This is a genomic window from Calothrix sp. NIES-2100, assembly GCF_963875285.1.
Taxonomy (GTDB): Bacteria; Cyanobacteriota; Cyanobacteriia; order Cyanobacteriales; family Nostocaceae; genus Aulosira.
On the sequence record NZ_CAWNLA010000001.1, the window covers coordinates 3254740 to 3279110 of the forward strand.

General features: G+C 41.6%; 23 protein-coding genes and 1 pseudogene. 12 read left to right on the top strand and 12 right to left on the bottom strand.

Annotated elements, in window-relative coordinates; translation table 11 throughout:
- Nucleotides 1-112 precede the first annotated feature (112 nt).
- Together ssuC and AACU32_RS13625 are read left to right on the top strand one after the other, a co-directional pair.
- Complete coding sequence (gene ssuC / locus AACU32_RS13620; protein ID WP_096607991.1) at nucleotides 113-913, top strand: aliphatic sulfonate ABC transporter permease SsuC; 801 nt, start codon at nucleotides 113-115, stop codon at nucleotides 911-913.
- 680 nt (nucleotides 914-1593) lie between these two features.
- Entirely contained in the window at nucleotides 1594-1719 is a 126-nt protein-coding gene (locus AACU32_RS13625; protein ID WP_339377861.1) for a hypothetical protein, read from the top strand.
- A gap of 122 nt (nucleotides 1720-1841) precedes the next feature.
- On the opposite strand, the gene AACU32_RS13630 is transcribed toward AACU32_RS13625, so the two are convergent.
- The gene (locus AACU32_RS13630; protein ID WP_339377862.1) at nucleotides 1842-1973 is read right to left on the bottom strand and encodes a hypothetical protein; all 132 of its coding nucleotides are present in this window, start codon (nucleotides 1971-1973) and stop codon (nucleotides 1842-1844) included.
- 455 nt (nucleotides 1974-2428) lie between these two features.
- On the opposite strand from AACU32_RS13630, the gene AACU32_RS13635 reads away from it, so the two are divergent.
- Nucleotides 2429-2641: a hypothetical protein gene (locus tag AACU32_RS13635; RefSeq protein WP_096600266.1), complete on the top strand. Its 213-nt coding sequence runs from the start codon at nucleotides 2429-2431 to the stop codon at nucleotides 2639-2641.
- A gap of 163 nt (nucleotides 2642-2804) precedes the next feature.
- Here AACU32_RS13635 and AACU32_RS13640 read toward each other — a convergent pair whose 3' ends face one another.
- The gene (locus tag AACU32_RS13640) at nucleotides 2805-3098 is read right to left on the bottom strand and encodes an AtzH-like domain-containing protein (protein WP_096600268.1); all 294 of its coding nucleotides are present in this window, start codon (nucleotides 3096-3098) and stop codon (nucleotides 2805-2807) included.
- 142 nt (nucleotides 3099-3240) lie between these two features.
- Between AACU32_RS13640 and AACU32_RS13645 the strand changes: the two genes are divergently transcribed.
- Nucleotides 3241-3660 carry an aldo/keto reductase gene (locus AACU32_RS13645; RefSeq protein ID WP_339378683.1) on the top strand — a complete coding sequence of 140 codons (420 nt, stop codon included), beginning with the start codon at nucleotides 3241-3243 and terminating at the stop codon, nucleotides 3658-3660.
- Between the two features lie 116 nt (nucleotides 3661-3776).
- Here the strand turns inward: AACU32_RS13645 and crtA are convergent, their stop codons facing one another.
- From crtA to AACU32_RS13660, 3 genes are all read right to left on the bottom strand, one after another.
- Nucleotides 3777-4628: a cyanoexosortase A gene (gene crtA / locus AACU32_RS13650; RefSeq protein WP_096600272.1), complete on the bottom strand. Its 852-nt coding sequence runs from the start codon at nucleotides 4626-4628 to the stop codon at nucleotides 3777-3779.
- Between the two features lie 340 nt (nucleotides 4629-4968).
- The gene (locus AACU32_RS13655) at nucleotides 4969-5490 is read right to left on the bottom strand and encodes an FKBP-type peptidyl-prolyl cis-trans isomerase (protein ID WP_339377863.1); all 522 of its coding nucleotides are present in this window, start codon (nucleotides 5488-5490) and stop codon (nucleotides 4969-4971) included.
- 77 nt (nucleotides 5491-5567) lie between these two features.
- Nucleotides 5568-5891, bottom strand: a complete 324-nt coding sequence (locus tag AACU32_RS13660; RefSeq protein WP_096586857.1) for a phasin family protein — start codon at nucleotides 5889-5891, stop codon at nucleotides 5568-5570.
- 137 nt (nucleotides 5892-6028) lie between these two features.
- On the opposite strand from AACU32_RS13660, the gene AACU32_RS13665 reads away from it, so the two are divergent.
- Nucleotides 6029-6331: a TIGR03792 family protein gene (locus AACU32_RS13665; protein ID WP_096600274.1), complete on the top strand. Its 303-nt coding sequence runs from the start codon at nucleotides 6029-6031 to the stop codon at nucleotides 6329-6331.
- Nucleotides 6332-6339: 8 nt separating this feature from the next.
- Here AACU32_RS13665 and AACU32_RS13670 read toward each other — a convergent pair whose 3' ends face one another.
- A complete protein-coding gene (locus AACU32_RS13670) occupies nucleotides 6340-6843 on the bottom strand; it encodes a 2TM domain-containing protein (RefSeq protein WP_096600276.1) in 504 nt (167 codons plus the stop codon).
- Between the two features lie 753 nt (nucleotides 6844-7596).
- Between AACU32_RS13670 and AACU32_RS13675 the strand changes: the two genes are divergently transcribed.
- From AACU32_RS13675 to AACU32_RS13685, 3 genes are read left to right on the top strand one after another with little or no spacing between them, the layout of a single operon-like run.
- Complete coding sequence (locus AACU32_RS13675) at nucleotides 7597-8778, top strand: glutamate decarboxylase (RefSeq protein WP_096600278.1); 1182 nt, start codon at nucleotides 7597-7599, stop codon at nucleotides 8776-8778.
- Nucleotides 8769-9677: an EamA family transporter gene (locus AACU32_RS13680; protein WP_096600280.1), complete on the top strand. Its 909-nt coding sequence runs from the start codon at nucleotides 8769-8771 to the stop codon at nucleotides 9675-9677. Before AACU32_RS13675 ends, AACU32_RS13680 begins: the two co-directional genes overlap by 10 nt.
- Complete coding sequence (locus tag AACU32_RS13685; protein ID WP_096600282.1) at nucleotides 9674-11143, top strand: biotin carboxylase; 1470 nt, start codon at nucleotides 9674-9676, stop codon at nucleotides 11141-11143. The genes AACU32_RS13680 and AACU32_RS13685 overlap by 4 nt, the downstream gene beginning before the upstream one ends.
- Nucleotides 11144-11253: 110 nt before the next feature.
- On the opposite strand, the pseudogene AACU32_RS13690 reads toward AACU32_RS13685, so the two are convergent.
- Nucleotides 11254-11388 (bottom strand): annotated as a pseudogene (locus AACU32_RS13690) (transposase); the annotation flags it as partial.
- Between the two features lie 449 nt (nucleotides 11389-11837).
- Entirely contained in the window at nucleotides 11838-12089 is a 252-nt protein-coding gene (locus AACU32_RS13695) for a hypothetical protein (protein WP_339377864.1), read from the bottom strand.
- Nucleotides 12090-12105: 16 nt separating this feature from the next.
- Between AACU32_RS13695 and AACU32_RS13700 the strand changes: the two genes are divergently transcribed.
- On the top strand, nucleotides 12106-13059 hold the full coding sequence (locus AACU32_RS13700) for a phosphodiester glycosidase family protein (RefSeq protein ID WP_339377865.1): 954 nt from the start codon (nucleotides 12106-12108) through the stop codon (nucleotides 13057-13059).
- 121 nt (nucleotides 13060-13180) lie between these two features.
- On the top strand, nucleotides 13181-14305 hold the full coding sequence (locus AACU32_RS13705) for a site-2 protease family protein (RefSeq protein WP_096600286.1): 1125 nt from the start codon (nucleotides 13181-13183) through the stop codon (nucleotides 14303-14305).
- A gap of 187 nt (nucleotides 14306-14492) precedes the next feature.
- Here AACU32_RS13705 and AACU32_RS13710 read toward each other — a convergent pair whose 3' ends face one another.
- The 3 genes from AACU32_RS13710 to AACU32_RS13720 form a co-directional block, all read right to left on the bottom strand.
- The gene (locus AACU32_RS13710) at nucleotides 14493-15239 is read right to left on the bottom strand and encodes a DUF928 domain-containing protein (RefSeq protein ID WP_096600288.1); all 747 of its coding nucleotides are present in this window, start codon (nucleotides 15237-15239) and stop codon (nucleotides 14493-14495) included.
- Between the two features lie 235 nt (nucleotides 15240-15474).
- Nucleotides 15475-17886 (bottom strand): CHASE2 domain-containing protein, encoded by a 2412-nt coding sequence (locus AACU32_RS13715; RefSeq protein ID WP_096600290.1) that lies wholly within the window; start codon nucleotides 17884-17886, stop codon nucleotides 15475-15477.
- 435 nt (nucleotides 17887-18321) lie between these two features.
- The gene (locus tag AACU32_RS13720) at nucleotides 18322-19782 is read right to left on the bottom strand and encodes an AAA-like domain-containing protein (RefSeq protein ID WP_096600294.1); all 1461 of its coding nucleotides are present in this window, start codon (nucleotides 19780-19782) and stop codon (nucleotides 18322-18324) included.
- Nucleotides 19783-20844: 1062 nt separating this feature from the next.
- Here AACU32_RS13720 and AACU32_RS13725 point away from each other — a divergent pair.
- Nucleotides 20845-21801: a DMT family transporter gene (locus AACU32_RS13725; RefSeq protein ID WP_096600298.1), complete on the top strand. Its 957-nt coding sequence runs from the start codon at nucleotides 20845-20847 to the stop codon at nucleotides 21799-21801.
- Between the two features lie 180 nt (nucleotides 21802-21981).
- Entirely contained in the window at nucleotides 21982-22959 is a 978-nt protein-coding gene (locus AACU32_RS13730) for a DMT family transporter (protein ID WP_096600300.1), read from the top strand.
- Here the strand turns inward: AACU32_RS13730 and AACU32_RS13735 are convergent.
- Entirely contained in the window at nucleotides 22925-24304 is a 1380-nt protein-coding gene (locus AACU32_RS13735; protein WP_096600302.1) for an amidase, read from the bottom strand. The genes AACU32_RS13730 and AACU32_RS13735 overlap by 35 nt on opposite strands.
- Between the last annotated feature and the right edge of the window lie 67 nt (nucleotides 24305-24371).

Genomic DNA, 24371 nt, shown 5'->3' on the forward strand with positions numbered 1-24371 from the left:
AGTGCGGTTAATCACTCACCAAAAAAAGATCTTTTTGACCTGAAAATTTTTTGGGAGAATTTATATGAAAATTATCTCTTCTACTTCTAATAGTTTTTCATCAAGGCAGACAATGAAAAAGCAAAAATTAAAGGATCAATTCCTCAAAAATCGCCAAGTTCAATCCTTTATTCCCTGGTTAGTACCCCTATCGATAATTGTTGTCTGGCAATTACTATCTTCTATAGGTGTAATTCCTACCCGAATTTTACCTGCGCCTTTAAGTGTGGTAGGTGCTGCTGTTCATTTAGCTCAAACTGGTGAATTATTTAAAAATATTGGTATTAGTGCTGCTAGGGCAATTTCTGGCTTTTTAGTTGGTGGTAGTATTGGCTTTATACTGGGGTTAGTGAATGGCATTTCTCCCCTGGCTGAGAAATTGTTAGATACTTCTATTCAAATGTTACGTAATATTCCTAACTTAGCATTAATCCCCTTGGTAATTTTATGGTTTGGTATTGGGGACGAAGCTAGATTATTTCTTGTATCTTTGGGTGTAATGTTTCCCATTTATTTAAATACTTTTCATGGTATTCGCAGTGTAGATGCTGGATTAATTGAAATGGGAAAAGTTTATGGTTTAAATACTTGGGGCTTATTTTGGCGAATTATTCTTCCGGGAGCATTGTCTTCTATTTTGGTGGGTGTACGCTTCTCTTTAGGTATCATGTGGTTGACACTGATTGTTGCTGAAACCATCGCGGCTGATTCTGGCATTGGCTATATGGCAATGAACGCTAGAGAATTTATGCAAACAGATGTTGTAGTATTAAGCATTTTGCTATATGCTTTATTTGGTAAATTAGCAGATGTAATTGCTAGGTCTTTGGAAAGTTACTGGTTGCAATGGAATCCCAGCTATTTAAAGGGTTAATGCAACCAAATACTGTATTGCCAACTAGTACATAGAATTGGTATCAGATGGGATGACACTGCGATCGCTATTAGCACCACGAATCCCACAGTTGTAACTAAGCCCAGACTTGGGAATATGTCAAAGATGTTTTGCATGATTTGGTAAAAGCGATCAAGACTTATTTAGCTACAAAAGAAGTCGCTTACGCCCAATTAACAGATGATTTTAATTCTTTCTGCTCCTAGTAGCAGTTTGGCTGCTCTTCCCGAACTGCTACTTTTCTTAATTGTCATTGGTCATTGGTCATTGGTCATTTGTTAATCATAAATAATACTTGAATTTGACAGATTTATCGTATGGTTATAAATATCTTGTAACTAAATGAATTGTGATGGTTTGATTGGGCAAATCAGCAAATAAAAATGGTTGTGAGCCACCTAAATTTATTTAGGAAACGAAATAAAAACATTTATTTCGAGTGGAAAGTGCAACGAGAAATAATACGTCTTTATAAAATCCCCTCAATTTATTTATGGGGATTATCTTTTTACTTTTTAGTTTTTAGTTCTTAAAACCTCCGGCGCAGTGTGGGGAGAATCACTGTTAAAGCGAGGCTGGGGATTGTATTCTATTCCTAGTTGATTTGATTGGGCGTAGACGCGTTCGCGTCAGCGTCTCGTTCGGAGAAGAGAAGCGGCTTGTCGTCAGACATCGCTTCTGGGAAAAATTCCCCTACTATCACTAATGCAAAGTCAATTCCTGATGTGACACCAACCCCTGTAATGCGATCGCGAGCAATCACAACTCGCTGTGGTACTACCTAAACTCCAAACAACCCCAATAACTCCAGGGATAGCCAGTGAGTAGTGGCGCGATAGCCTTGGAGTAACCCAGCCGCAGCTAGCAGCACAGAACCCGTGCAAAAGGATGTCATATAGCGGGCGTTTTATCCTTGAATTTTCAGGAAATTGAAAAAATTCCTATCTTCCAGTTTGGCATCAATACCAGGCCCTCCAGGGACAAACAACACATCCAAGGGTGGGGATTGAGCAAAAGTGGTGTCAGGTAAAAACGTCAAACCGCGATCGCTCCTGATGGGTTATAGAGTTTCCACTAGCAGGTATAAACTTGTATTGGGTAATTTGCTAAAAACCTCATACGGCCCTGTGAAATCTAACTGCGTCACATTAGGGAATAGTACTATTCCTTTTGATATAGGAGGAGTTTTTTCTCTACTACTCATGACCTATTTTATTTTGAAAATAGATAAAATATCATTTCTAATATCTTAATTTGTCATCATCGGCGGTGGTCATTACCCATCCTACAAAAATTTGCAATTGTAATACCAATAAGAAAGTCATATTAATAACATAAAAGCGCTCTTAAACAAGGTGTGTTTAAAGCCATTAGAGCTACTTTAACAAATTTTCAAGTAAAAATATTTACACACCTGATTGATGCATTGTATATTATTTAATATATGGCTTAGTAATAATATTAGATATTGGCTGATTGAAAGAGAAATATTTTATGAGTACAGAACAACAAGAAACAGAGCTATGGATAGATTTAATGCGTAAAAGACTCCAATATGTAGCTAATCGATTATATGCCTTACAAATTGAGCATTATTTACAGATTATTGAAGAAAATTTTCATGATAAAAGACTCGTTGATGATTGTCTGTACAACATTCAAATGTTACGCATTCAAAGACAATGGAAAAATTCGATATTGAATTAGCTTCAACCGCGCAAAACTGTTGCAATTAAATGGCTACTACAAGTGAGAACATCAATGTGCAAGCCATTTATCTTTTACTAGATATCTAGACTTTAATATATTCCAATTTAAGGAATCCACATTTTAACCTATTTATGGTTCGGTACGAATTCGGTCATATTAGTCATACTGGTAACAAAGAAACATGAGCACAAACTACCTTCCATCCTTGAGGAAATCTGTACCAAGTCTGGCTTTGTCTGCCAAAACGCTCTACATTATTGATAATGCGGCGAAATTCTAGAGTAACAGTTGCTGTCTCCTTGCCAAAGGTCACAACTTTAAGATTAGAAATTTCGCGCTCAATTTTTGGGTTTGGTCGAGAGGCGCGAAAATTGCGAATCTCTTCACTACCGTAGAGGTTTTCTGTTACACCAAAGCGCACTACTTCTGGTGCATCCCAAAATAAACTATCCATTACCTCTAAAGCGATCACCTATGCCAGTTGCGTCAGTTATATAGTACTAAGGTACCAGTAATTAGCGATCGCCTGTGCCAGTTGCGTAAGTCCTGATCTCTAGAGATTGGGCTAACTACTTACCCCCGATAAGTATTCTCTGCTGTGGCGCAAACCGGAAGCAGAAGTTTTTCCCTTGTGTGCAGCTAATGGTATCGGTCAGATTGTGTGGTCGCCATTGGCTCAAGGTGTACTTACGGGTAAATACCAGCCAGGACAGACACCACCGCCAGATTCCCGTGCAGCTAATGAAAAAATGAATTGGTATATGATGGAGAATCTATTTAGCGATCGCACAATCACCGCAGTACAGAAACTCAAACCCATAGCCCAAGACTTAAAGTTGAGTATGCCACAGTTAGCTCTAAGTTGGGTGCTGCCAGATGAGCGTGTGTCTTCAGCAATTATCGGTGCTAGCCGTCCAGAACAAATTTTTGATAATGCTGCTGCATCGGGTGTTCAGCTAAATGGGGATGTATTAGCAGCTATTGACCAAATACTGACATCGGTTGTTCACAGGTGAAAGAATTTTGGATGCGTGGATTTTAGATTTACCTGATGCATGTCAGAGTTTCAGTCCCACACCGCCTTTTCTTTGGATGTGGGGCTTGTTTTTGTTGCCGCTAAAATGGATCAATATCAAGATTGTTCTTTATTCTGAATTTGCCGCTCTTCTTGCTTCAGCAGCAACATGTAAACTAATCCAAATATCACGATAGCCAAAACACCAAAGGAATAAGAGGCATTTCCTCCATGCCAGCTATGAAAAGCAGCTTCGTTTGTTCCTACCATCACTGCTAGTATGGCAATCCTGACTCCATTGAGAGCAAAACCTAAGAACATAGCAAAAAGCGCTACAAAAAACCGCTTATTCTTAGCGATGGGGAACATGATGAGAGCAATAACTGATATACCTAATAGATAGTTGATCGTGTCTAAGCCAGAACAGCCAGGAACTACCTTGACGCTACCAGTAGGCAGATAAATATTAACACCATTAAGCGTGACATCAAAGCCTAAGTACCATAACAGAAGACTAGCAAATTTAGCACTTAAAGGTGAAATATCCAAAAATAACTCGGCCAGTACACTGGGTATTTCGAGGAAAAATAGAATAGTCAATGCTTCCCAATATTGCTTTAAGCCCTTAAAACCAGAAGCCAGCAAGCTCACACCAACAGCAGCAGAGAAGGATAAAACACGCAGGGCATATTCGGAAATATGGGTAGCACTCTGCCATAATACCCAACTAATAATCAGCCAACCTACGATGCTGGAGAAAACATCACTTTCAAACTTCAATGTATGGCGTTTATCCCACAATATGGAGCTGATAGCGAACAAAAACAGAATGCTCATGCCTAAATGGCCGACATCATCAGCTTTCCAAACCAAGGTAAGATAAATTGCCTGTAGTCCAGCGGCAATACTTAAGAGCCAAAATGGTTCGGTTTTGAACAATTTGGCTGATTTCAGGTGAGTAATGTTCATTGCAATAGTCTGGTTGCTAATGTCATTTTTCTTTTAACTCGCCAATGAATGCGAATAAATATACTTAGCTTTTGTGACTTTAAGTGTTATTTACAGGTATTAATGTAATCAATATTTAAGTAGAAAAACTGATATTAAATAAATTCTTTATAAAAAAAGAGCAAAAATATATAAATTTTTCATGAAATAACTTGAAAATAGGGGCTAGGGGTTAGGCGTTAGGGGCTAGGGGTTAGGGGCTTTCAATCAATGAAAACTGCTAAAACTAAAAATCTGCACAAGATGAAGATATCTGTACAGATTTGACGAGATTTGAGTTAATAGTGGAAAATCTCAGTTCTTATTGAATACCTAGCAATTCCACATCAAAGTTTAGGGTAGCGTTAGGTGGAATTACGCCACCAGCACCACGAGCGCCATAACCTAATTCTGGCGGAATAATTAACTGACGACGACCACCGACTTTCATTGTACTAAGTCCTTCGTCCCAACCTTTGATTACTTGTCCCACGCCGAGTTTAAAGCTAAAAGGTTGGCCGCGATCGCGTGAACTATCAAACTTTTTACCATCTTCCAGAGTACCAGTATAGTGAACCTTGACCGTTTGTCCACGTTGAGGAGTCTCCCCAGTCCCCTCATTTATCTCAACATATTTCAGTCCAGAGGGGGTAGTTACGGTATTGGCATCAGACATAGTGTTGCTCGCAATCAAAGTATTGTTTTCAGTAATAGTAGTGGGTGCTGGTGTAGTTTCGGTGAGATTAGCAGCAATGGCAGAGTCCTGTTTACTGCCAACTTGCGCTATCACTAATACGACAACACATACCAGCATTAACCCAACGCTGAGTAAAATTGCTTTCAAAATTAAGCCTCCCTACTTAGGTAGTTTGTCACAGCATGACCAACAGGACACAATTAGTTTAAATCACAAAGGATGTCCTAGCGCCAAAGCTTATTTTCTAAATCGCGCACTTGACGCTCTAAACGGTCAATTCTACCCCGTAGTTCGTCCACCTCTGACTGACGAGCAACACCTAAATCTTGCATCATATTGCGCATTTGCCGTTGCATTTGCGCTTCCCAAGTTCCCTGTTCCGATCGCAACTGCTGTACAATATCATCCATCACAGCTTTTGCTTGCTCAGGATTGAGCTTACCATCCTTAACTAGTTCATCACTAACTTGTCGCAGTTTGTCTGCTACTAAAGACGTTGTGCCAATACCAAGCATTAATAATTGCTGCATCCAATTGTTATTATCCATACTCCCTTCCTCTTAAGTTATTTCCCACCAGCCTACCCTTGCTCTGGAGCGTATGCAATCAAGCTATGCTAAAAGCGTAGCTATTCTAGCCTACAACTCTATTTTGGCAAATTCGCAAGTACAAGGAATGGCTTGGTGTGGTTATAGAATTACTGAAGTTTAAAATTGCTACTGAGATTCGGGAAACTTTTCTCCTCAAGGATGCAGAAATTTGGACAACAGCACTGGCTGAGTATCCTGGTTTTATTGGTAAAGAAGTTTGGATCAATCCTCTCGACTCTACAGAAATTATATTTGTCATTCGTTGGGCAACACGAGAACAGTGGAAAGCCATTCCTTTAGAAGAATTAGAGGCTGTTGAACAAAAGTTTACCGCCGCTTTGGGAGTTACTTGTGAGTTGGTAGAGTCAGCCGAGTATAAACAAATGCCCGCAGCCTAGAAGGGTGTCTAAATCTGCAATGCTTTAAACCATCTATTGACAACTGAATTGATAGTTTGTTTAATCTGATGCTTGCGATTCCAGTTCTGGAAAGCTTTTTCGTATTCTTCACCTTTAGTTTGGAAGGTATTCCAGATATCCAGCCCTACGAGAAAAGCACAAAATAGCAAAATATACCGCGACCAAGAAAGACCGCCACCACTAAGTAAATCCACTAAGATGAAGAAAACATTAATAATCGCGTACTTGCCGAACCGTTTCTTAAATCTATCTCGGCGGTAAAGCTGAAAAACCTGCCTTCTTTGCACTTCGCTCTGTTGCACCTGCCACTCGCGTTCTGCTAGTTTTAAGGAATCTGGAGGTATTTCTAACTCAGCTGCGATTTCTAACAACTCATTGTAAGAAAATTCTCTGTCTGTATTTTCAGCATGACTAGCGATCGCCAACTGAAGAATTTGCTGTACATCTTCTTGGCTATAAGAACGGATACTGTTTGGTTCAAATGCTGTCATAATTCTTACTCTGAGTATCAGTTTGAATAACAATTTACTGCTTGGTAGCAGTTGCCCAGCTACGCCAGCACCATTAGTACTACTTTTATTATTCCTAGATTAACAAATCTAGCTAGTGCCGGAGGTAGGAATTTTTCAAACTCTATCCTCAAGGGCGGTTTTCCACACTATTGCTTGACCACATAGTTTTTTAGGGGTTGCTCTTGCGCCGATCCTCGTTTTCGTGTATGTCTCGAGGATCTCGCAGCGTAGCAAAAATTCATAAAATCTTTTTATTCATTCTCGGAAAGAAAAAAGTAAGAAAGCCTGTGTGTAAACACCGTAAAGCTTCCTTCCTACAGGTGGGCTTTTGGTGAAGCAATGCTGTTCAACTTCCTTGCGCGGTATTGGCTTTTTCTCCTAGGGACGGAGATCGCGTGTGGGAGATGAATGAAGTGGGAAGGCTTTGAGGCTCTGATTACACATAATAGCCCAATTGTGTAACGCAATGACTATATATATTGATGTGACGAATAGCGCTCATTGGGGTATGAGAATCATTAGAACAGAGAACCGGGTTAAGCTTAAAATCCTTATGTAGTAAGGCTTTTATTTATGGTTGTAGTAGCTGATTTTTCAAGTCACCAGGTAGCTGCTTAACGAGAAAACAAGGGTTTCAGCGTTGAAACAAAATTGTATTATTCATGTAATAACGCTTATCCCGGTTTTCTGTTCCAATGGTACTAACACCCCACCTACTAGGTAGACTTTGCCTTGTGTGTTGGTTATTTTTGGCATGATTTCACTCAAACTCCAGTTTATTTCGCGAACTCAGCCGAAGCATTGCTGCAACAGGTGGTTGGTCAAAACTTTATTGACCAATTCGCCTATCCCATTCTTGAAGAAATCCATCAACAAGTGATTGGCCATATAGGGGAACTGTTCAACGCTCCTGATAAATGCGAACTGATTGGTACGGCAACGGTTGGTTCATCCGAAGCCATCATGCTAGGGCTGCTGGCACATAAATTTACCTGGCGTAGACAGCGTGAGCAGACACGTCAGCCCAGTGACCGCCCTAATATTGTGATGGGCAATAATGTCCATGTTTGTTGGGAAAAATTTTCACTCTATTTTGATGTTCCCAGCCGTGTTATTCCCGTAGAAACGAACCAGTGCATTCTCACTGCTGATCAGGTTGCCAAAGAAATCGATGAAAACACCATTGCCGTCAGTTGTGTTTTAGGCAATACCTACACGGCACAACTCGATGAAATTGCCAATATTAATGACCTGCTCCTTAGCGTTAAACAAGAGCGGGGATGGGATATTCCCATCCATGTGGATGCTGCTATTGGTGGGTTTATAACACCCTTCGCCCATCCCGAATTACAGTGGGATTTTCGCCTTGAACAAGTGAAATCGATCAATGTCTCGAATCATAAGTTTGGTTTGGTTTACCCTGGCATGGGTACGCTGTTGTTTCGCGATCGCTCAGTACTACCAGAGGAGTTGGTTTTTGATGTGTCTTATATGGGTAATGTTTTATCCAACTATGGGCTGAATTTTTCACGTCCCAGTGCGATGGTGCTGTTACAGTACTACAACTTTCTCCGCTTAGGGAAGGCGGGCTATCGCCAGATTGTTTTGGAAACCTTGGAAAAGGCTCAAGCTCTGGAATCTAAGCTACTGGCAACAGGCTATTTCGAGACTGTTAGTGATTCCAATTACTTGCCAATTTTAGTGCTTCGTCTTAAGCATCCCTATGCCCATCCAACATTTGCGGTGGAACTCTCTCAAAAATTGCGGGAACGGCATTGGGTTGTACCAAGTTATGCCCTACCCCTGACAACAAATACGATCCAAGTATTGCGTTTAGTTGTGAAACAAAACTGGACGTTTGACATGATTGAGTTAATTACCAAAGATATTGAAGAAATTATGACTTGTTATTAGCAGGAGTAAATATTTTGACCATTCGATTAAATGCCAATCTGATACATGGTTTATTGTTAACATTGCTTTCGTCCGTTGCCTATGGAACGGTTGCAATCCTGATCAAACTCGCTTACAGCAATAATATGCAGGTGATGGATATTCTTCTAGTTCGCTATGTTGTTGCTACCATCTGTGTATTTATTTTTTCGATTTGGAAAAACCCCAGTTTTCTACGAATTAAAAGGTCAGCCTTCTGGAAAATCATTATAGTTAGCAGCCTATTTTTTATTCAAAGCCTACTTTTTTATCAATCGCTGAAGTATCTTCCTGTCTCAACTACTGTCCTCATTGTTTATCTAAATCCAGTTTTGATTAGCTTATTCTCAATTTTATTGCTTAAAAAGAGAATTTCTCATTTGTTTATTGCGGCATTGGTTTTAGTCATTGTCGGCTCATCCTTTATCTTTTTCGATGCGTTTAGCCGCCAACTAAATATTTTGGGTATTGGTTTAGCTATTGCTACTCTCATTATTTCTGCTTTTTCTTGGATTGTAGTGGAAAAATCGTTGAGAGAAATTAATCCTCTCAGTTCACTTTTTTACACTTTTTTATTCATGGCAATCTTATTTGGCTTCAACGGTCGTGTAGCCAATTTATTAAGCTGGAACGCCAATCAATTAGTAGTTGGGTTCAGCTTAGGTCTAGTTCCTACTGCAATGAGTGGAATTTGCTTTTATCTAGCTATTGAAAAGATTGGGGTTGCCTATGCTTCGTTGTTTTCCTCCTTTGAGCCAGTCTTTGCACTCATAGCCGCTTATTTCTTTCTCAAAGAGGATATTGTTAATTATCAATGGATCGGTTCGTTACTCATTGTCGCTGGAATTATTCTGCCCAACCTCACTAGAAACGATTTATGACACAATCAACACTGAAACTACAAAGCATTGCAGATATTCGCCGATTCTTACTTGCTAATGAACGTCCTCTATTTTTCATAAGTCCAACCAACTTTAATCTATTGGGCATGGATGAATGGGTGAAAAATTTTAGCAGTATTACTTATCGTGATTGTTGGGATAAACGATGTCCCCATCATTTCACGCCCTCATTAATGCACGACTCTCCTTTTGAAAACATTCACAATCTTCAAGAAGGACCACTGGACGTTGTTGACTATAATAACTACCTGCTCCGGCATCCAGAGGTAATTGACTATATCAAACAGTTTGGCAGTCAATCGGTCGCTCTATTTCTAATGTTTGACGAAGAAACTGAAGCTTTATGCGAACGACATCAAATTGAGATTTGGTTTCCCTCTGCTCAACTCCGCAACAAACTCGATAACAAAATTGAAACGGTTCGTCTTGGCAATCTAGCAGGTGTTCCCAGTGTGCCTAACTGCCTATCAAACGTTGACAGTTATCCTCATTTATTAGACCTCGCCCGAATCCATAATCTTGGTCAGGATCTTGTGATTCAGACCGCATTTGGCGACTCTGGGCATACTACGTTTTTTATTGCCAATGAAACCGACTGGAAAAACTATGCAGACAAGATTAGGAGTAGTGGTGTTGTTAAAATCATGAAACGGATCAATTGTGCTCCAGCCACTCAAGAAGCTTGCATTACCAAAGTCGGAACGATTGTTGCTCCCTTGCAAACGGAAGTGATTGGGTTTCCAGAATTAACGCCCGATCGCGGTGGTTGGTCTGGGAATGAACTTTTTTCAGGGGCGTTTACTCCAGCCATTTGTCATCAAGCCCAAGAATATACCCTTAAGTTTGCCGAACAGTTACGCAAAGTCGGCTACCGAGGTTATTTTGACCTTGACTATCTTATTGATCGCCAGTCAGGTCAGCTTTACCTCAGCGAGATTAACCCCCGCATCTCCGGGGTAACTCCTTTGACCAGCCATTCTGCCTTTGCCACCGCTCAAATCCCCCTGTTTCTATTTCATTTGCTGGAATTTGCGGATGTTGAATTTGAACTTGATGTTCATGGGTTTAATACAGCTTGGCTAACTGATTCATTAGCTAAGGACTGTTGGGGTTCCCTAATTATTAAGCATACCAAAGACAGCATTGAGCAAGTTATAAAAGCACCCCAATCGGGAATTTGGTCGATGGATGATGCTGGTAATCTTGACTATAGCCGCTTTGACCATCGTTGCCATAGCTTAAATAGTAAAACAGAAGCCTTAGTTCAACGAGTGGCTGGCGTAGGAAACTATCGCTATTGTGGGGGTGATATTGTCAGGATTATTGTCCGCGATCGGGTAATGACGGATGACTTTCAATTGAGCGATCGCGCAAAACTTTGGATTGATAGCATTTTGGCTGAATATCAAACTGAAGTGGTGTATCCCTCTTCGAGTATCAGTTAGGTCGAGGGGAAGTATTATCTTCCGCCCCTCCCAATTAGCCCTCTTCTGTCAGTTTCCGGATTAAACAAGTAATAAATAGTGAAATTAAAGACTATTTATGAAGTAAATCTTTAGGAGACAAGACGACGCAACATGATACGAGTCATGACAGCATATATGGCTGCTTCACTCATTTCTGGTAGACGCTCATAATCCTTGCTAAGACAAAGGTAGTGGTTAAACCACCCGAATGTTCTTTCTACGATTACACAATTGAGCCATTACGTATAATCAAAACCTCAAACTCTTCTCAGTTCATTCATCTTGCCCCTGATTGCAGCTACACACTACCCCTATTAGCCAGTGATTTCAAGCCGATTTTAGGGCATCCTAAAAGTGCCATAAGATGCATATCCATTTTAGCGATCGCGCCTAAGGGACTTCCAAATAAAAAAATATTCCAATCATTAACCTACCAAACCCGCAACTCGTAGGGGCGGGGTTACCCCCATTGGTGTCAACTTAAGCTAAAAGGCTTATCCCACAGGCGTTTTACCCCACCCCTTAATCCCCTCCCCTTGGCAAGGGGAGGGGAAGTTTTGCGTCAGCAAAACTGGGGTGGGGTAGCGCGGATCTTGGTGGTACGTGATTTTGTATCAAATCACATCTTGGCAAGGGTTTCACGTTAAGTTGACACGTATGGGTTACCCCGCCCCTACAATTTGGCATAATTTATTTTCTGGAAGTCCCTAAAAAAGCGATCGCATTTTCTTAAAAGCCAGTGCTGAGCAAGAAAGCTGCGCGATAATGGCTCCGGTAAGCATTGAGCTACCTTGATTGTTGCAGCCCAAGTAAGAAATTCGAGACGGGAATTTCTTACTTTTGGGTTTTTGAGAAAATTTTTATTATCTGCGGCAAAGTGGCGATCGCACTTCCAGGGCTGCATGGGTGATTGGGCATTTGTCATAATTACATAGGGGTGCATGAAAAATCAGTTGACTTTACGCAATGAATTTATGCCACATCCCTACCGAGTTTACATCCGCCGATTTTTAATCGCGGCTGTTTTCAGTCTATTGTTATCACCCGCACTCTTCTACGGCTGGTTGTGTTTGTTACGTCCATCCCGGACTGATCAACAGCAAGTATTGTTTAAGGGTATTGTTTATCAACGTCGTGCTATTTCCCAACCGCGTCCTGTAACGATGCATATCGTCACTGTTGATTTAACCGCACCGGGAATCAAACCTTTGGTAACTCCACCAAACACCGGTAAAGGTAGAAAAACTTTCGCCCGCACTACTTCTGAATTTCTGCGTGAATTTAAGCTGCAATTGGCTGTCAATGGTAGCTACTTTCATCATTTTAAGGAAAAATCACCTTGGGATTACTATCCCCATAGTGGAGATCCTTCCAATCCTCAAGGAGAATCGATCTCTAATGGACGGCGCTATACTAAAGCACTATCAGATAAGGCTGTGATCTGCTTTGCTAAAAATAATATTGCCCAAATCTTCGCTGCTGGCAAATGTCCTCAAGATACATTTCAGGGAATTGCCGGTCAAGAAATGTTAGTGGTTGATGGTAAGCCTGTTAGTTCTCGAATTTCTGAGAATAAACCCTATCCCCGGTTAGCAGCAGCAATCAATCGGGAGGGTAATAAACTTTGGCTAATTGCTGTCGATGGTAAACAACCTTTATATAGCGACGGACTGACTCTGGCTGAGTTAACGAAAACTGCTATAGATTTAGGTGCTGATACCGCACTCAACCTAGATGGTGGCGGTTCCGTCACCTTAGTGATGGGAAAGGCTAATAACGCAAAGGTATTAAATGCTCCTGTTCATACCAAATTACCGATGCGGGAACGTCCAGTTGGCAATCACTTGGGTTTTTACGCTTTGCCAGCAGATGTAAAAACATCTACATCCAAATAACCGCACCTTAAAGGACGGACACCCCTACTGCAAGAAAGATTAATCTTTGTTTACATTTCGTTACACTAGAAACATCAAGAGGAAAGCAAACCTCTAGATGCTGAAATCAAAGGTGAACGACATGAATGGCACAATACGCGTTGGTAATCTCTTTGGGATTCCCTTCTATATCCATCCGTCGTGGTTTTTAGTGCTAGGTTTAGTCACTTGGACTTATAGCAGCGGACTGATGGGACAATTTCCCCAATTATCTGGGGGGCTAGCTTTGGTACTAGGATTGATGACAGCGCTGTTGTTATTTGCCTCTGTCGTCGCCCACGAATTAGGACATAGCTTCGTTGCGCTTCGTCAAGGAATTGATGTTAAATCAATCACATTATTTATATTTGGTGGTTTAGCAAGTTTAGAAAAAGAATCGAAAACTCCTGGTGAAGCTTTTTGGGTAGCGATCGCAGGGCCGTTAGTTAGTCTACTGATATGCGGTCTCACCACAGGCATTGGTTATGCTACCGCCGCCACAGGGCCATTAGCCGCAATTCTTGGTGTTCTGGCTGCTGTTAACCTAGCCCTAGCACTGTTTAACCTGATTCCTGGCTTGCCTTTGGACGGGGGAAATATACTGAAAGCTTTAGTTTGGAAGATTACAGGCAATCCTTATAAAGGTGTGACATTTGCTAGCCGCGTGGGTCAGATATTTGGTTGGGTGGCGATCGCCACTGGTTTAATTCCTTTACTATTATTTGGCAGCTTTGCTAACATCTGGAACTTGTTAGTCGGGTTCTTTCTGTTGCAAAATGCCGGGAATGCGGCGCAATTTGCCAAAGTTCAGGAAAAACTGACAGGTTTAACAGCAGCGGATGTGGTTACGCCCAATAGCCCGATTGTTTCTCTTCATCTCACCTTGAGAGAGTTCGCCGATCAGCGCATCTTGAGTGGAGAAAGCTGGGAGCGCTTCTTAGTGACTGACGATGCAGGACAATTAGTAGGTGCGATCGCATCTTATGATTTGCGCACCATCCCCACAGGCGAGTGGTCAGAAACTCAAATCAAACAAGTAATGCGACCGATTGCAGAATCTACCACAGTCGAATCTGACAAGCCATTAGTAGAAGTAGTTCAGCTACTAGAACAACAACAGCTATCTGCGTTGAATGTGATTGGCGAAAACGGCGTACTAGTAGGGATTTTGGAAAAGGCTGCGATTATTCAACTACTACAACGCAGATCTCAATTCAACCCTGCTTGACTTCTCCCCTGGATGGAATCACAGGGGATTCTAAGCTGATGTTGCGAAGTGCGGCTTATAGCCGCACTTCGCAACGCTTGCGATATGCGCTAAGAAATAAGAGATTAAGAGAATTTGGCAGAGCTAACAAAGAAACAGATAAATAAAGATACCATTCCCAAGGGGAAAAATGGTGGGTAATTGGTTATTATCGGCAACAATCTACTATCGGTTCTGAAGCAATGTCATTCAAACCAACAGATTGCAATATCTTAGCCCAATCATTTTGTTTTGGCTCTAGGCGGTGAAGTTCAGCTGAAGCACTCAAGTAATCGTACCAAATACTATTAGTGGCATAAAGAGTGGCGCGTTGCTTTAGCGTTGCTTTTTCTAACTGATTTTTCACAGTGGCGTTGAGTTCAACTCTTTTGATCCAACCATCAACAAAAACAGGTGGTTGTTGTGGATCGCAGTAAACATCAAAATACCAATGATAACGCTTACCAATTTCTAATGAGAAAGCTGTTGATGGTAGAGAAACGCTGACAATTCCTGGTTTTCCAGAGAGTGAAACAGGTCTTTTATATAAAGTTTGTCCCGCTTCATTCTCTAGAGATAACTCTGCGTTAGCTGTGGTTACATAAGGAACATAAAACCAGAAAGTTGGATTAGGGCTAGCCGTTAATCCAAAGACTAGTTGCGCTTTTGGAGATCCATAAACCGGAACCAACGCTGTCAGTTGCTTTTCGTTGGATTGGTTTGTCATGACCGAGCAGCCGCGTTTTCCTCCTGCTGTGCGATTGGTGGGTGCGTTAATATCAGGAGGTGGTGGAGGTACGTTAAAAATCTCCGTTCCGGGAATCTGAGATTTTACGGGCTGTGTTGGTAGTAGGGTTAAGCTAAGCGATATTAAAGCGAGAAAGCAGGCGTTAGTAATTCGTAATTCGTAATTCATAATTCGTAATTAATAAAGTCATATTTAATCTAAGTTTTCCGGTTTGAATCCTTAGCCTTTTTTTGGAGAATTAGTATAAGCCGTGCAAAAAATAAGTTGACTTCAGGAGTAATATCATGTCCGCTTGATTAATTACTAAATCCGAAGAACCCCACCCCTAACCCCTCCCCGCAAGCGAGGAGGGGAATGAGAAATTTTTTCATGCGTTTTGGTGTATGCAATTCATGATGGCTACTTAATGAAGGCTATTTAGATCATCAAAATCATGAGACATAATTTCGGAATTATCCTTTTCTATATGGCTTTCTAAATTACAAATTAATACTACTACGCTAGTGCCTGTAACTACCAATGTTAGTACAGATGGAATTAGCGGTATCCAAATACCTTTCAGGAGCATAACAAAGCTGATTGCAGAGATAACTACAATTACAGCAATTCCCACGAATCCTAAAAGCCAGAAATTACGAATGCGCCATGCTACTATTCCTCCAGAAACAGACCAGAAAAAGATCCACAAAACCTCACCCCAACTAGGCCAAACCCACAACAGGGTTCGCCCATCTAAAACTGCACTGAGAATTTGACTCACCATTTGCGCATGAACAATCACTCCTGGCATTTCTGGCTGTTGGTGAGTAGTGTAAGGTGTGGGAAAATAATCACCAGCACTTTGGTTAGTAATGCCGATGAGTACGATGCGATTCTTCACTTGATGGGGAGCGATCGCACCCTTGAGTGCATCTTTGAGGCTGATTTGCTCTATAGCCTTTGAGGGTGAGTGAAAGGAACGGTAATTCAGCAATATTTGATAACCCCAGTCATCCAGTTGCTGATAAGCACCCATATGCTTTTTCAAGCGATTAAATACGACTTTGCCAATTTGTAACTCTTTGTTGTTGTTGTACTTGACAGAAATCCCCTCTGCATCTAGATAACGAAATGCTAATTGGGCGCTCAAAGCGTAGGGGGTAGTACAAGGGGATGAGTTTTTGAGTGCGATCGCAATTAAATGGCGACGGAGAATACGATCTGTGTCTTTGACAAAATCGCTAAACCCTTGACGTTCTAAAGGAATTTCCGGCGGAGGTGAAACACCTGGTTCGTTAATCTGGGGGTCGCTGGCTTTGCAAATAGCAATGAAGTTTTTGTTGCGTCCCATCCAAGTGGCTAGAGATGCTTCGCTGGAATCTACAGGGAAATCACGATAAATATCTAAGCCAATGGCTCGTGGTTGGAACTGCTCTAATTTCTCCACAAGTAAAGCGAGTGCGCGATCCGAAAGCGAGCCTTTTCGCTGCTCCTGTTCTGGAAGCTGAAAATCATCCTCATTGATTGTCACTACTAACAGCCTGGGATCTGGTTGTTCGCTTGGGCGCAACCGCAGCAATTGGTCGAAGGCTTTTAGCTCCAATGGCTGTAGTAGTCCTAGATACCGCACCCCCATAACCAAGGTTGTGGCGATCGCAGCTAAAGTCAGCACCATTGAAACCCGGCGCTGACTAGTCAATTTTTGACGCGGTAAGCTCGATAATGCTTTATCTAGCCAATTTTCATTAAAGACAGCAGCATATATGCGATTATAAACTGTTAACACACCCTGCTGCTTAACTACCAATCCTGAGAGCCGTAATTCCATTTGCTCAGGACTGTTATTTGCTGTAATTTGACCTTTGTGTAAAATTTGCTGATAAAGCTTTAATAATTTCCTTGGGCGCTGTTTATGGCTCACAATCCCATTTTCATCAACGCCCTGGTAAAAAAGGCGATCGCGAATTGTTCTCAGATGCGCCGGTTCATCTTGGGATTCCCAGTTTTCAATTACTTGACTATGTACCAAATTTGCAATATAATTAGCTTCACCATTTTGGGGAATGGGAGAGTCAAAAGCGATCGCTAACTGACAAAGCTTCTGAGTCAGAAAAGGTTGACCACCACTCCAAGCTAAGATTTCTTGCAACACTATCTGCGGGTTAAGGAATTTACCCGCTAATCCTTCAGCCAATGGTTGAGCTTCATGGTATTGAAAGCCGTTGAGTTCAATTGCCCGACCGATGTTAAAAGGTTTCCGGTGTTTGTCTGCAATCAAATCGTAGGGAGTAGTCACGCCCAAGAGTGCAAAAGTCAGACGTTGGTAAGCTGAATGATCGGCGCGTTTGTTATAGCAAGCGCGAATCAAAGCTAAAAAATCATCTTTGAAGTTTAATTTGAGAATACTATCGATTTCGTCTACAAAAATCACAATATTTTGCGAGACTTCTACTAGCAGCACTGACTCAATAAACTCACTCAAGCACTGCACTGGAGATAAACCAGAGCGATCGCTCCACCAACTCAGGACTTTGAATTTGGGGATAAAACTCCGCGCCAACCTCCGCAGTACCCCCAGATACCACTCAGATGGGGTGATATCTTGGCTACTAATTGCTGTAATATCAATCACACCACAGGCAAAACCTTCTGCTTGCAGCTTACGCATTGTTTGCACTCGCAGACTAGACTTACCCATCTGTCGCGAATTAAAAACATAGCAAAATTCCCCAGCCTTGAGCGCCGCATAAAAATCTTTATCAGCTTGGCGCTGCACATAGCTTGGAGCATCAATTTGTAGACTCCCTCCGACTTGATATTTATAAGCCGATGTCATTTGTCATTTGTCATTTGTCATTTGTCATTTGTCAATGGGCATTGGGCATTGGGCATTGGGCATGGGGCATGGGGCATTGGGCATTGGTGATTGAGTTTTTTGCTAATTCTGCTTTGTTGCTTCAATTGCTGTTTGGGGATACTGATTTGTTATATCGGGGTACTCATTTGTTATATCGGAGTACCCATTTGTTATATCGGAGTACCCATTTGTTATATCGGAGTACTGATTTGTTATATCGGAGTACCCATTTGTTATATCGGAGTACTCATTTGTTATATCGGAGTACCCATTTGTTATATCGGAGTACTCATTTGTTATATCGGAGTACCCATTTGTTATATCGGGGTACTCATTTGTTATATCGGAGTACTCATTTGTTATATCGGAGTACTCATACTCAATGCCCAATGCCCAATGCCCCATGCCCCATAACTAACTGAGCCGATTTTGAAAATATTGGCGATACAAATCGCAACGTGGCATTACCTTATTTTCATTACAATACACCACTAGACCCATACTGTTTAATTTAAACGCTGACTCTGAGTCTATTTCTATTGGTGCTAAACTGTTGACAACTTGACTAAAAGCTGCAGCTAAATTGGGATGACGTTCGAGATTACACAAATGTCCTCGGAGATGGTCGCTGTAAATTCCCGCTTCTGTTGGGGCTGTTTGTAACAATTGCTCAAGTGTGCTGTCTTGCTGTTGAACGTGATAAAGAGCTAGCCGGACTAAATAAGGATGTCCTCCTACCATGTCCATCAGTTTTTCCACTTGCTCATCAGTCCAATGTAGTCCCTGATGACGTGCAACTAAAATTTGGACTTGTTCGAGACTAAACTCTTGTAATTCAACGCTCAACCCAACATTAAAGGGAGATTGATTAATATTTAGGGGAATATAAACTTCTTTGGAATGTACCAAAACTAGCCGGAGCTTTTTCCAGAGTTCGCTACTGCCATCGCCATACTTAGCATACTCATACCAAGCGCGCAACAGGCTAAAAAAATCTTCGGCAATGTCGCGATAGGGAAAAAGGCGATCGACACCATCTAAACTAATTACTAATGGACTATCGATTTCTTCTAACAAACACTCTTCAAAATAAGCAGTGGTTTTATCCTTACTGCCATACATGCTCCAATAATCATCTAAGTGATGCAGCTGCTTGAGTTTCCGTCCCACACTTTCACAGAACCAGCGTAAAAATGTATCCAAGCTGGTGAAAACAGCTTTATCTGCTAAATGAAAGCTTAAAGATACTGTTTGATAGCCATGCTTTCTGGCTTCATTGAGCATCCTCGCCATGAGCGAAGTTTTGCCCATCTGTCCAGGTGCTTTGATGCGAATTAAAGCACCGGGCTGCAAAATCTCTTGATAACAGCGCTCTTCAATGGGCGGGCGTTCAACATAAAAGTGAGAACCTAGAGGTACTTGTCCCACGGGGAATTCTGCTTCTGTGTTTAGTTGCGATCGCTCATTTGCGTCTACACTTAGTAATGCTTCCCGATTTCCTCGGGAAACTAAGTGATTCGATGTCATGTTCTCCATTTTTAGTTGTGAAGATGACATCAGTTTGTGAGACTGGAAAATTGCCTCTAACTGTTTTGCTGAAGCCCCAGTACGTGAAAGCCGCTGTCGCTCTAGTGCTGCTTGAAAATTCTTTTTACTGACCTTTTCCCCAAATGCTTCTGATAGCATCTGCCATAGCTTCGGTCCGACATCGTGCTGTAAGTATTCCGTAGTGTAGCCATGCGTTTGGGCAATCTCGTCATACTTCTTCCCTTGCCAAGAACTGCGGAGTATGGCGACTTCAATATCTTTCAGATGTCTTTTTGTCTGGGTGACAACTGCTGCATCTAATATTTTGAATGCTGTTTCAAAGTCCATTGTTCAGGGAGCAATCACAACATATTGATATATTCAGCTACAGCCTGAATATTTAAATTTCCAGATTTTTTACCAAACAATATTCAAATAGCTCAAATCCAGACCTCGCCTAGTTTTGCAAAGATGACTCTGCTGAAATTTCATTACTTAACCTTACTTAACATTACTTAACATTTTTTGGTGTTTAATTTTTTGGCATCAAACTCCTTACGTTATTCGCAATACAGATGTGCAGATTATGGAGACAGTAGCAACATTAATTCTTCTGGGGGTTTGTCTCAATATAATTCAACAATATACAGGATTTTACAAATTATTGAATTTTTTTCTGACTTATCTATAGCTGTCAGCTTCGGTGTATTAATTTCTGGTTTATTTCGGAATTTCGCAAACGTTTGTTAGAGTTAGCTAATGAATCTATCTCGGCAAAACTTCATGTTCATGGCAGAGAATTTAGCATGCAAGAACCAACTATATACTTAGAATCTCCTATAACCATTTAGTTAGAAGTGAATATAGTACAGTTGCCGCGAAATTACTTACCAGATGCAATCTTCTCAGGCTTTGACAAAACTGTTGCATATATGTGTCCAAATTGGACACATTTTCATGAGATTGTCCAAAATCTGAATGGCTGTAATTAATCTGTAGGGATCGCGATATCCAAACCTAAATCTATATTTAGATTCTCAATTTTTGTAATCACATGTAAAACTGTTTTATGATGTGTAGGACTGACACACTGTACAAATGAATCATGGTATGCTTTCACCAAAATCAGGAGTTTCTGGCTTTGATTAATCATTGCTGCGATGGTAAATTGATCCGCGCATTCGGGGTTTAGCACAGCTAAGGCGTGTTTTAAAACTAATCGTTATTCCTAAAAATCCGCGCAGATACCCCCAAAAAGCCTTTAAAGTCCCCCTGGTTAAGGGGGATGATGGGGAATATAAGACTTTGAAAACACGCCCTAAACCCCTACGACAAATGTAATTTTCCTAATAAGTATATTTAGTATTTTTTGTCAAGGAGTAAGTCGTAATTTTAAAGTGGTTTTAATTAATGACAGCAAAACAGGAATTAGTACATCAGCAACTCTCCAAAACACCAGCCTTGAGCGGTATAGCCTCATTATTTGTAGCGCTGATTCCCATATCCTTAGCGCCAGTTTTGGTCAAATTATGCGAACGGGAAATTGGCGCAAATGCTGTAGCATTTCATCGGGCTTGGATCGCCACAATCGTTTTCGGTTTGTGGTGTGGGCTGGAAGCTGTTCGCCGTCAAAAGTCTGAAGACCAACCCATCGAACAGAAGCCTTGGACTAAGGAAGAAATAACCTTATTGTTCGCATTAGGAACTGCTGGCGCTACATACTCAATCCTTTGGGCTTGGTCGGTAACTCAAACCAGTGTTGCTAACGTGGCTTTACTGTCTAATATGAACTCCTTATTTGTCGGCTTAATGGGGTATTTTTTACTCGGTCGGCGGTTTGATCGCAGATTCATTATTGGTATGGTTATGGCAGTCGGTGGTGCGATCGCTTATGAACTCAGTAAGGTGCAATTTGCGAGCGATCAAATATTTGGCGATCTCCTAGCCCTACTAACTGCGATTTTTATTGCTACATATCTGATTTTAGTAGAACGACTAAGAAGCCGATTTGGCCCGGCAACAATTATGCTGTGGCGCAGCGGATTCACAGCAGTCTTTCTGTTACCTGTCCTACCTGTATTTGAAAGTAGATTGCTTCCCTCTACTGGGATGGGGTGGTTTTTCATCATTTTCCAAGCCTTTTTCTGCCAGGTTTTTGGTCAAGCGCTTGTGGCTTACAGCTTGAGTAAATTATCATCAGGAGTTGTCGCCGTGACGCTGCTTTTAGAGCCAGTTCTTGCTTCTTTTTTTGCTTGGGCTGTTTTCAATGAACAAGTCAGTTTCTCTGACTGTATAACTTTTGTGGTCATTTTATTAGGTATATATTTAGCTCAATCAAGTCAATCTGCCGTTAAATCAACAAAATGAAGGGCTTGATTTGATGATGAATAATCCACAAATATGCATTCTGGTAATTACTGACAACTTAGGGCAAACTAAAAATGCTAGTAGGTTAAGGAATTTTGGCATCACGCACCATTATTCAGTTGTGTTACTCTATTAAGTCTTATCCAGATTGAGAAATGGTAAATATACAAGATATAAATTGTGTTATTGAATTCTTACAGTAAATCGGCGATCGCTCTGGTTAGTTGTCTGGTAGGCGTTATCGCGCTGTCCTTTGGCTCGATTTTTGCTAAATTTTCCAGTCCCGATCTGACTTCTGAAGGAATTGCTTTTGATCGCTTGGTTGTGGGTGCGATCGCCTTTAGTCTCTGGACAGGAGGTACAAAAGTTTACCAACATCTCCAATGCCGTCCTGATGAACCCAACCCCTATCATCCCATAAATCTATTGCTGCTACCTTTGGCAGGTATACTCTGGGTGATGAATCTGGCAAGTATTTATTGGGCTTTGAACCAAACCAGTATTGCAATGACAACAGCGCTGCATAATCTATCCCCAATCTTCACTAGTTTTGGCGCTTGGTGGCTGTGGGGGCACAAGTTTGATCGCCGATTCTATATGGGTTTGAGTTTAGCGATCGCAGGAGTCTTCATACTGGAGTTACAAGAGATGCAAATTTCACCTAGTCGAGTGCAAGGCGATGGCTATGCTATTCTCTCTGCTGTGTTGTTAGCCGCATACCTGCTGATTTTGGATACCCTCCAGACTAAATTTGCTCCCACCACCATCCAGCTGTGGGTATGTAGCACAGGTGCGTTGGCTAGCCTGCCTGTTCTACTATGGAATCACGAGCCAATTTTTCCCCAATCATCCCAAGTTTGGTTAGCTATGTTATCTATGGGAATGGTTTGTCAATTTCTCGGACATGGACTTTTAACGTTCAGCCTCACGAGGCTATCATCTGTCAGGGTTTCTCTGGTTCATCTGTTAGAACCGATTTTTAGTACATTCCTGGCTTGGGTGATTTTCTGGGAAAACCTGAGTTTCTGGACATGGGTTGGCTTTTTTGTGGTATTAGTGGGGTTGTATTTTACGGTTTTAGGTGAAATGCCACAAGATAGCCCAGAAATAGAAATTGAGGTTTTCAATATCCAGGTGGGCGTTGAAAAAAACCAGTGACTTGAGTTAATTTTTCAGCAATTTCTAGTAGCTTCATATCACTCCCACGTTGCCCTACTACCTGCACACCAATGGGTAATCCATCTTGTGACTGGGTAAAAGGCATTACTACAGCAGGGTTACCAGTGAGGTTGAAAATTGTGGTGTAAGCACCGATTGCTTCCAAATAAGAAAACTCGCAACCATCCACCTCAATCGGTTCTCCTGGCTGACGGTGGGTAAAGGCAGGGACTGGTACCACCGGACACAGCCAAGCATCCCAATTTGATAAGAATTTTTCCATAGTTGCAATTAAAGTATCACGCTCACTGAGGGCGGTAATATAGTTTTGTTGCTGTTGAATTTGCGTCAGGTCTGGCTGTAATAAACCCAATTCAAAATTATAAATATTGAGGTAAGTATCCCATACCCCATTGCTATCAAAATTTGGCAACTGGTTGTGTTGCTCTATACAGCACCCTAAATCCGCTAGGGATGATGCCAGCTTCTCCAGAGCGGCTTTGGTTTCGGCTGTGGCGGGAATATCACCAAAACCTGCTGACCAGGCGTAGCGGTAGGATTGTAAAGTATTCACTGGATTGATTTGTTGAGGTATCAACATTTCTTCTGGCTGGTACAGTTCTGAACCTTCAATCAGTGACAGGCACAATCGCAAGTCTTCCACAGAGCGGGCAAGCGTCCCTATTGTCTGTAAATGCCGAATGGTTTTAGGTGTTCCTGGCAACTCAGGAATATGCCCCAATGTTGACACTCGATGCTCGGTTGGTTTCAAGCCGAAAATGCCACAAAAGTGAGCCGGAACGCGGATCGACCCACCAATATCACTACCAAGTTCTAGAGGTGATAATCCCGCCGCGATCGCACTCGCCCCACCGCCAGTGCTACCACCTGGGGTATATTCATGATTCCAGGGGTTGTTTGTTCTACCAAACAGAGGACTGTTAGTCTGGAAGTTATCAGCTAGTTGTGGTGTATTCGTCTTACCTAAAATAATGGCTCCAGCGGCGCGTAGTCGAGCAACGACAGTAGCATCTTGCTTGGGGACGTAATTCGCTAGGGGTTGATAACTGCTGGTTGTGCGTAATCCTTTGGTTTCGAGGGTGTCTTTGATAGTTACGGGGACTCCATGTAAAATCCCCCAATTTTCTCCTTGCGCTAATGCTTGATCTGCCGCTTTCGAGAGCGCGATCGTATTTTCTGCATCCAGTGTCACAATCGCATTTAGTTCTGGGTTGTATTGAGCAATCTGACGCAAATAAGCTTCTATTACTTCTGTTGAAGAAACTTGGCGATCGCGGATTGCTTTTGCCAATTGATGAGCCCCTAAAAAAACTAAATCTTTCATTTTATTTATTATACGTAGGGTGTGTTATGCCGTAGGCTAACGCACCATTCTCCTACCAATTCTGTAT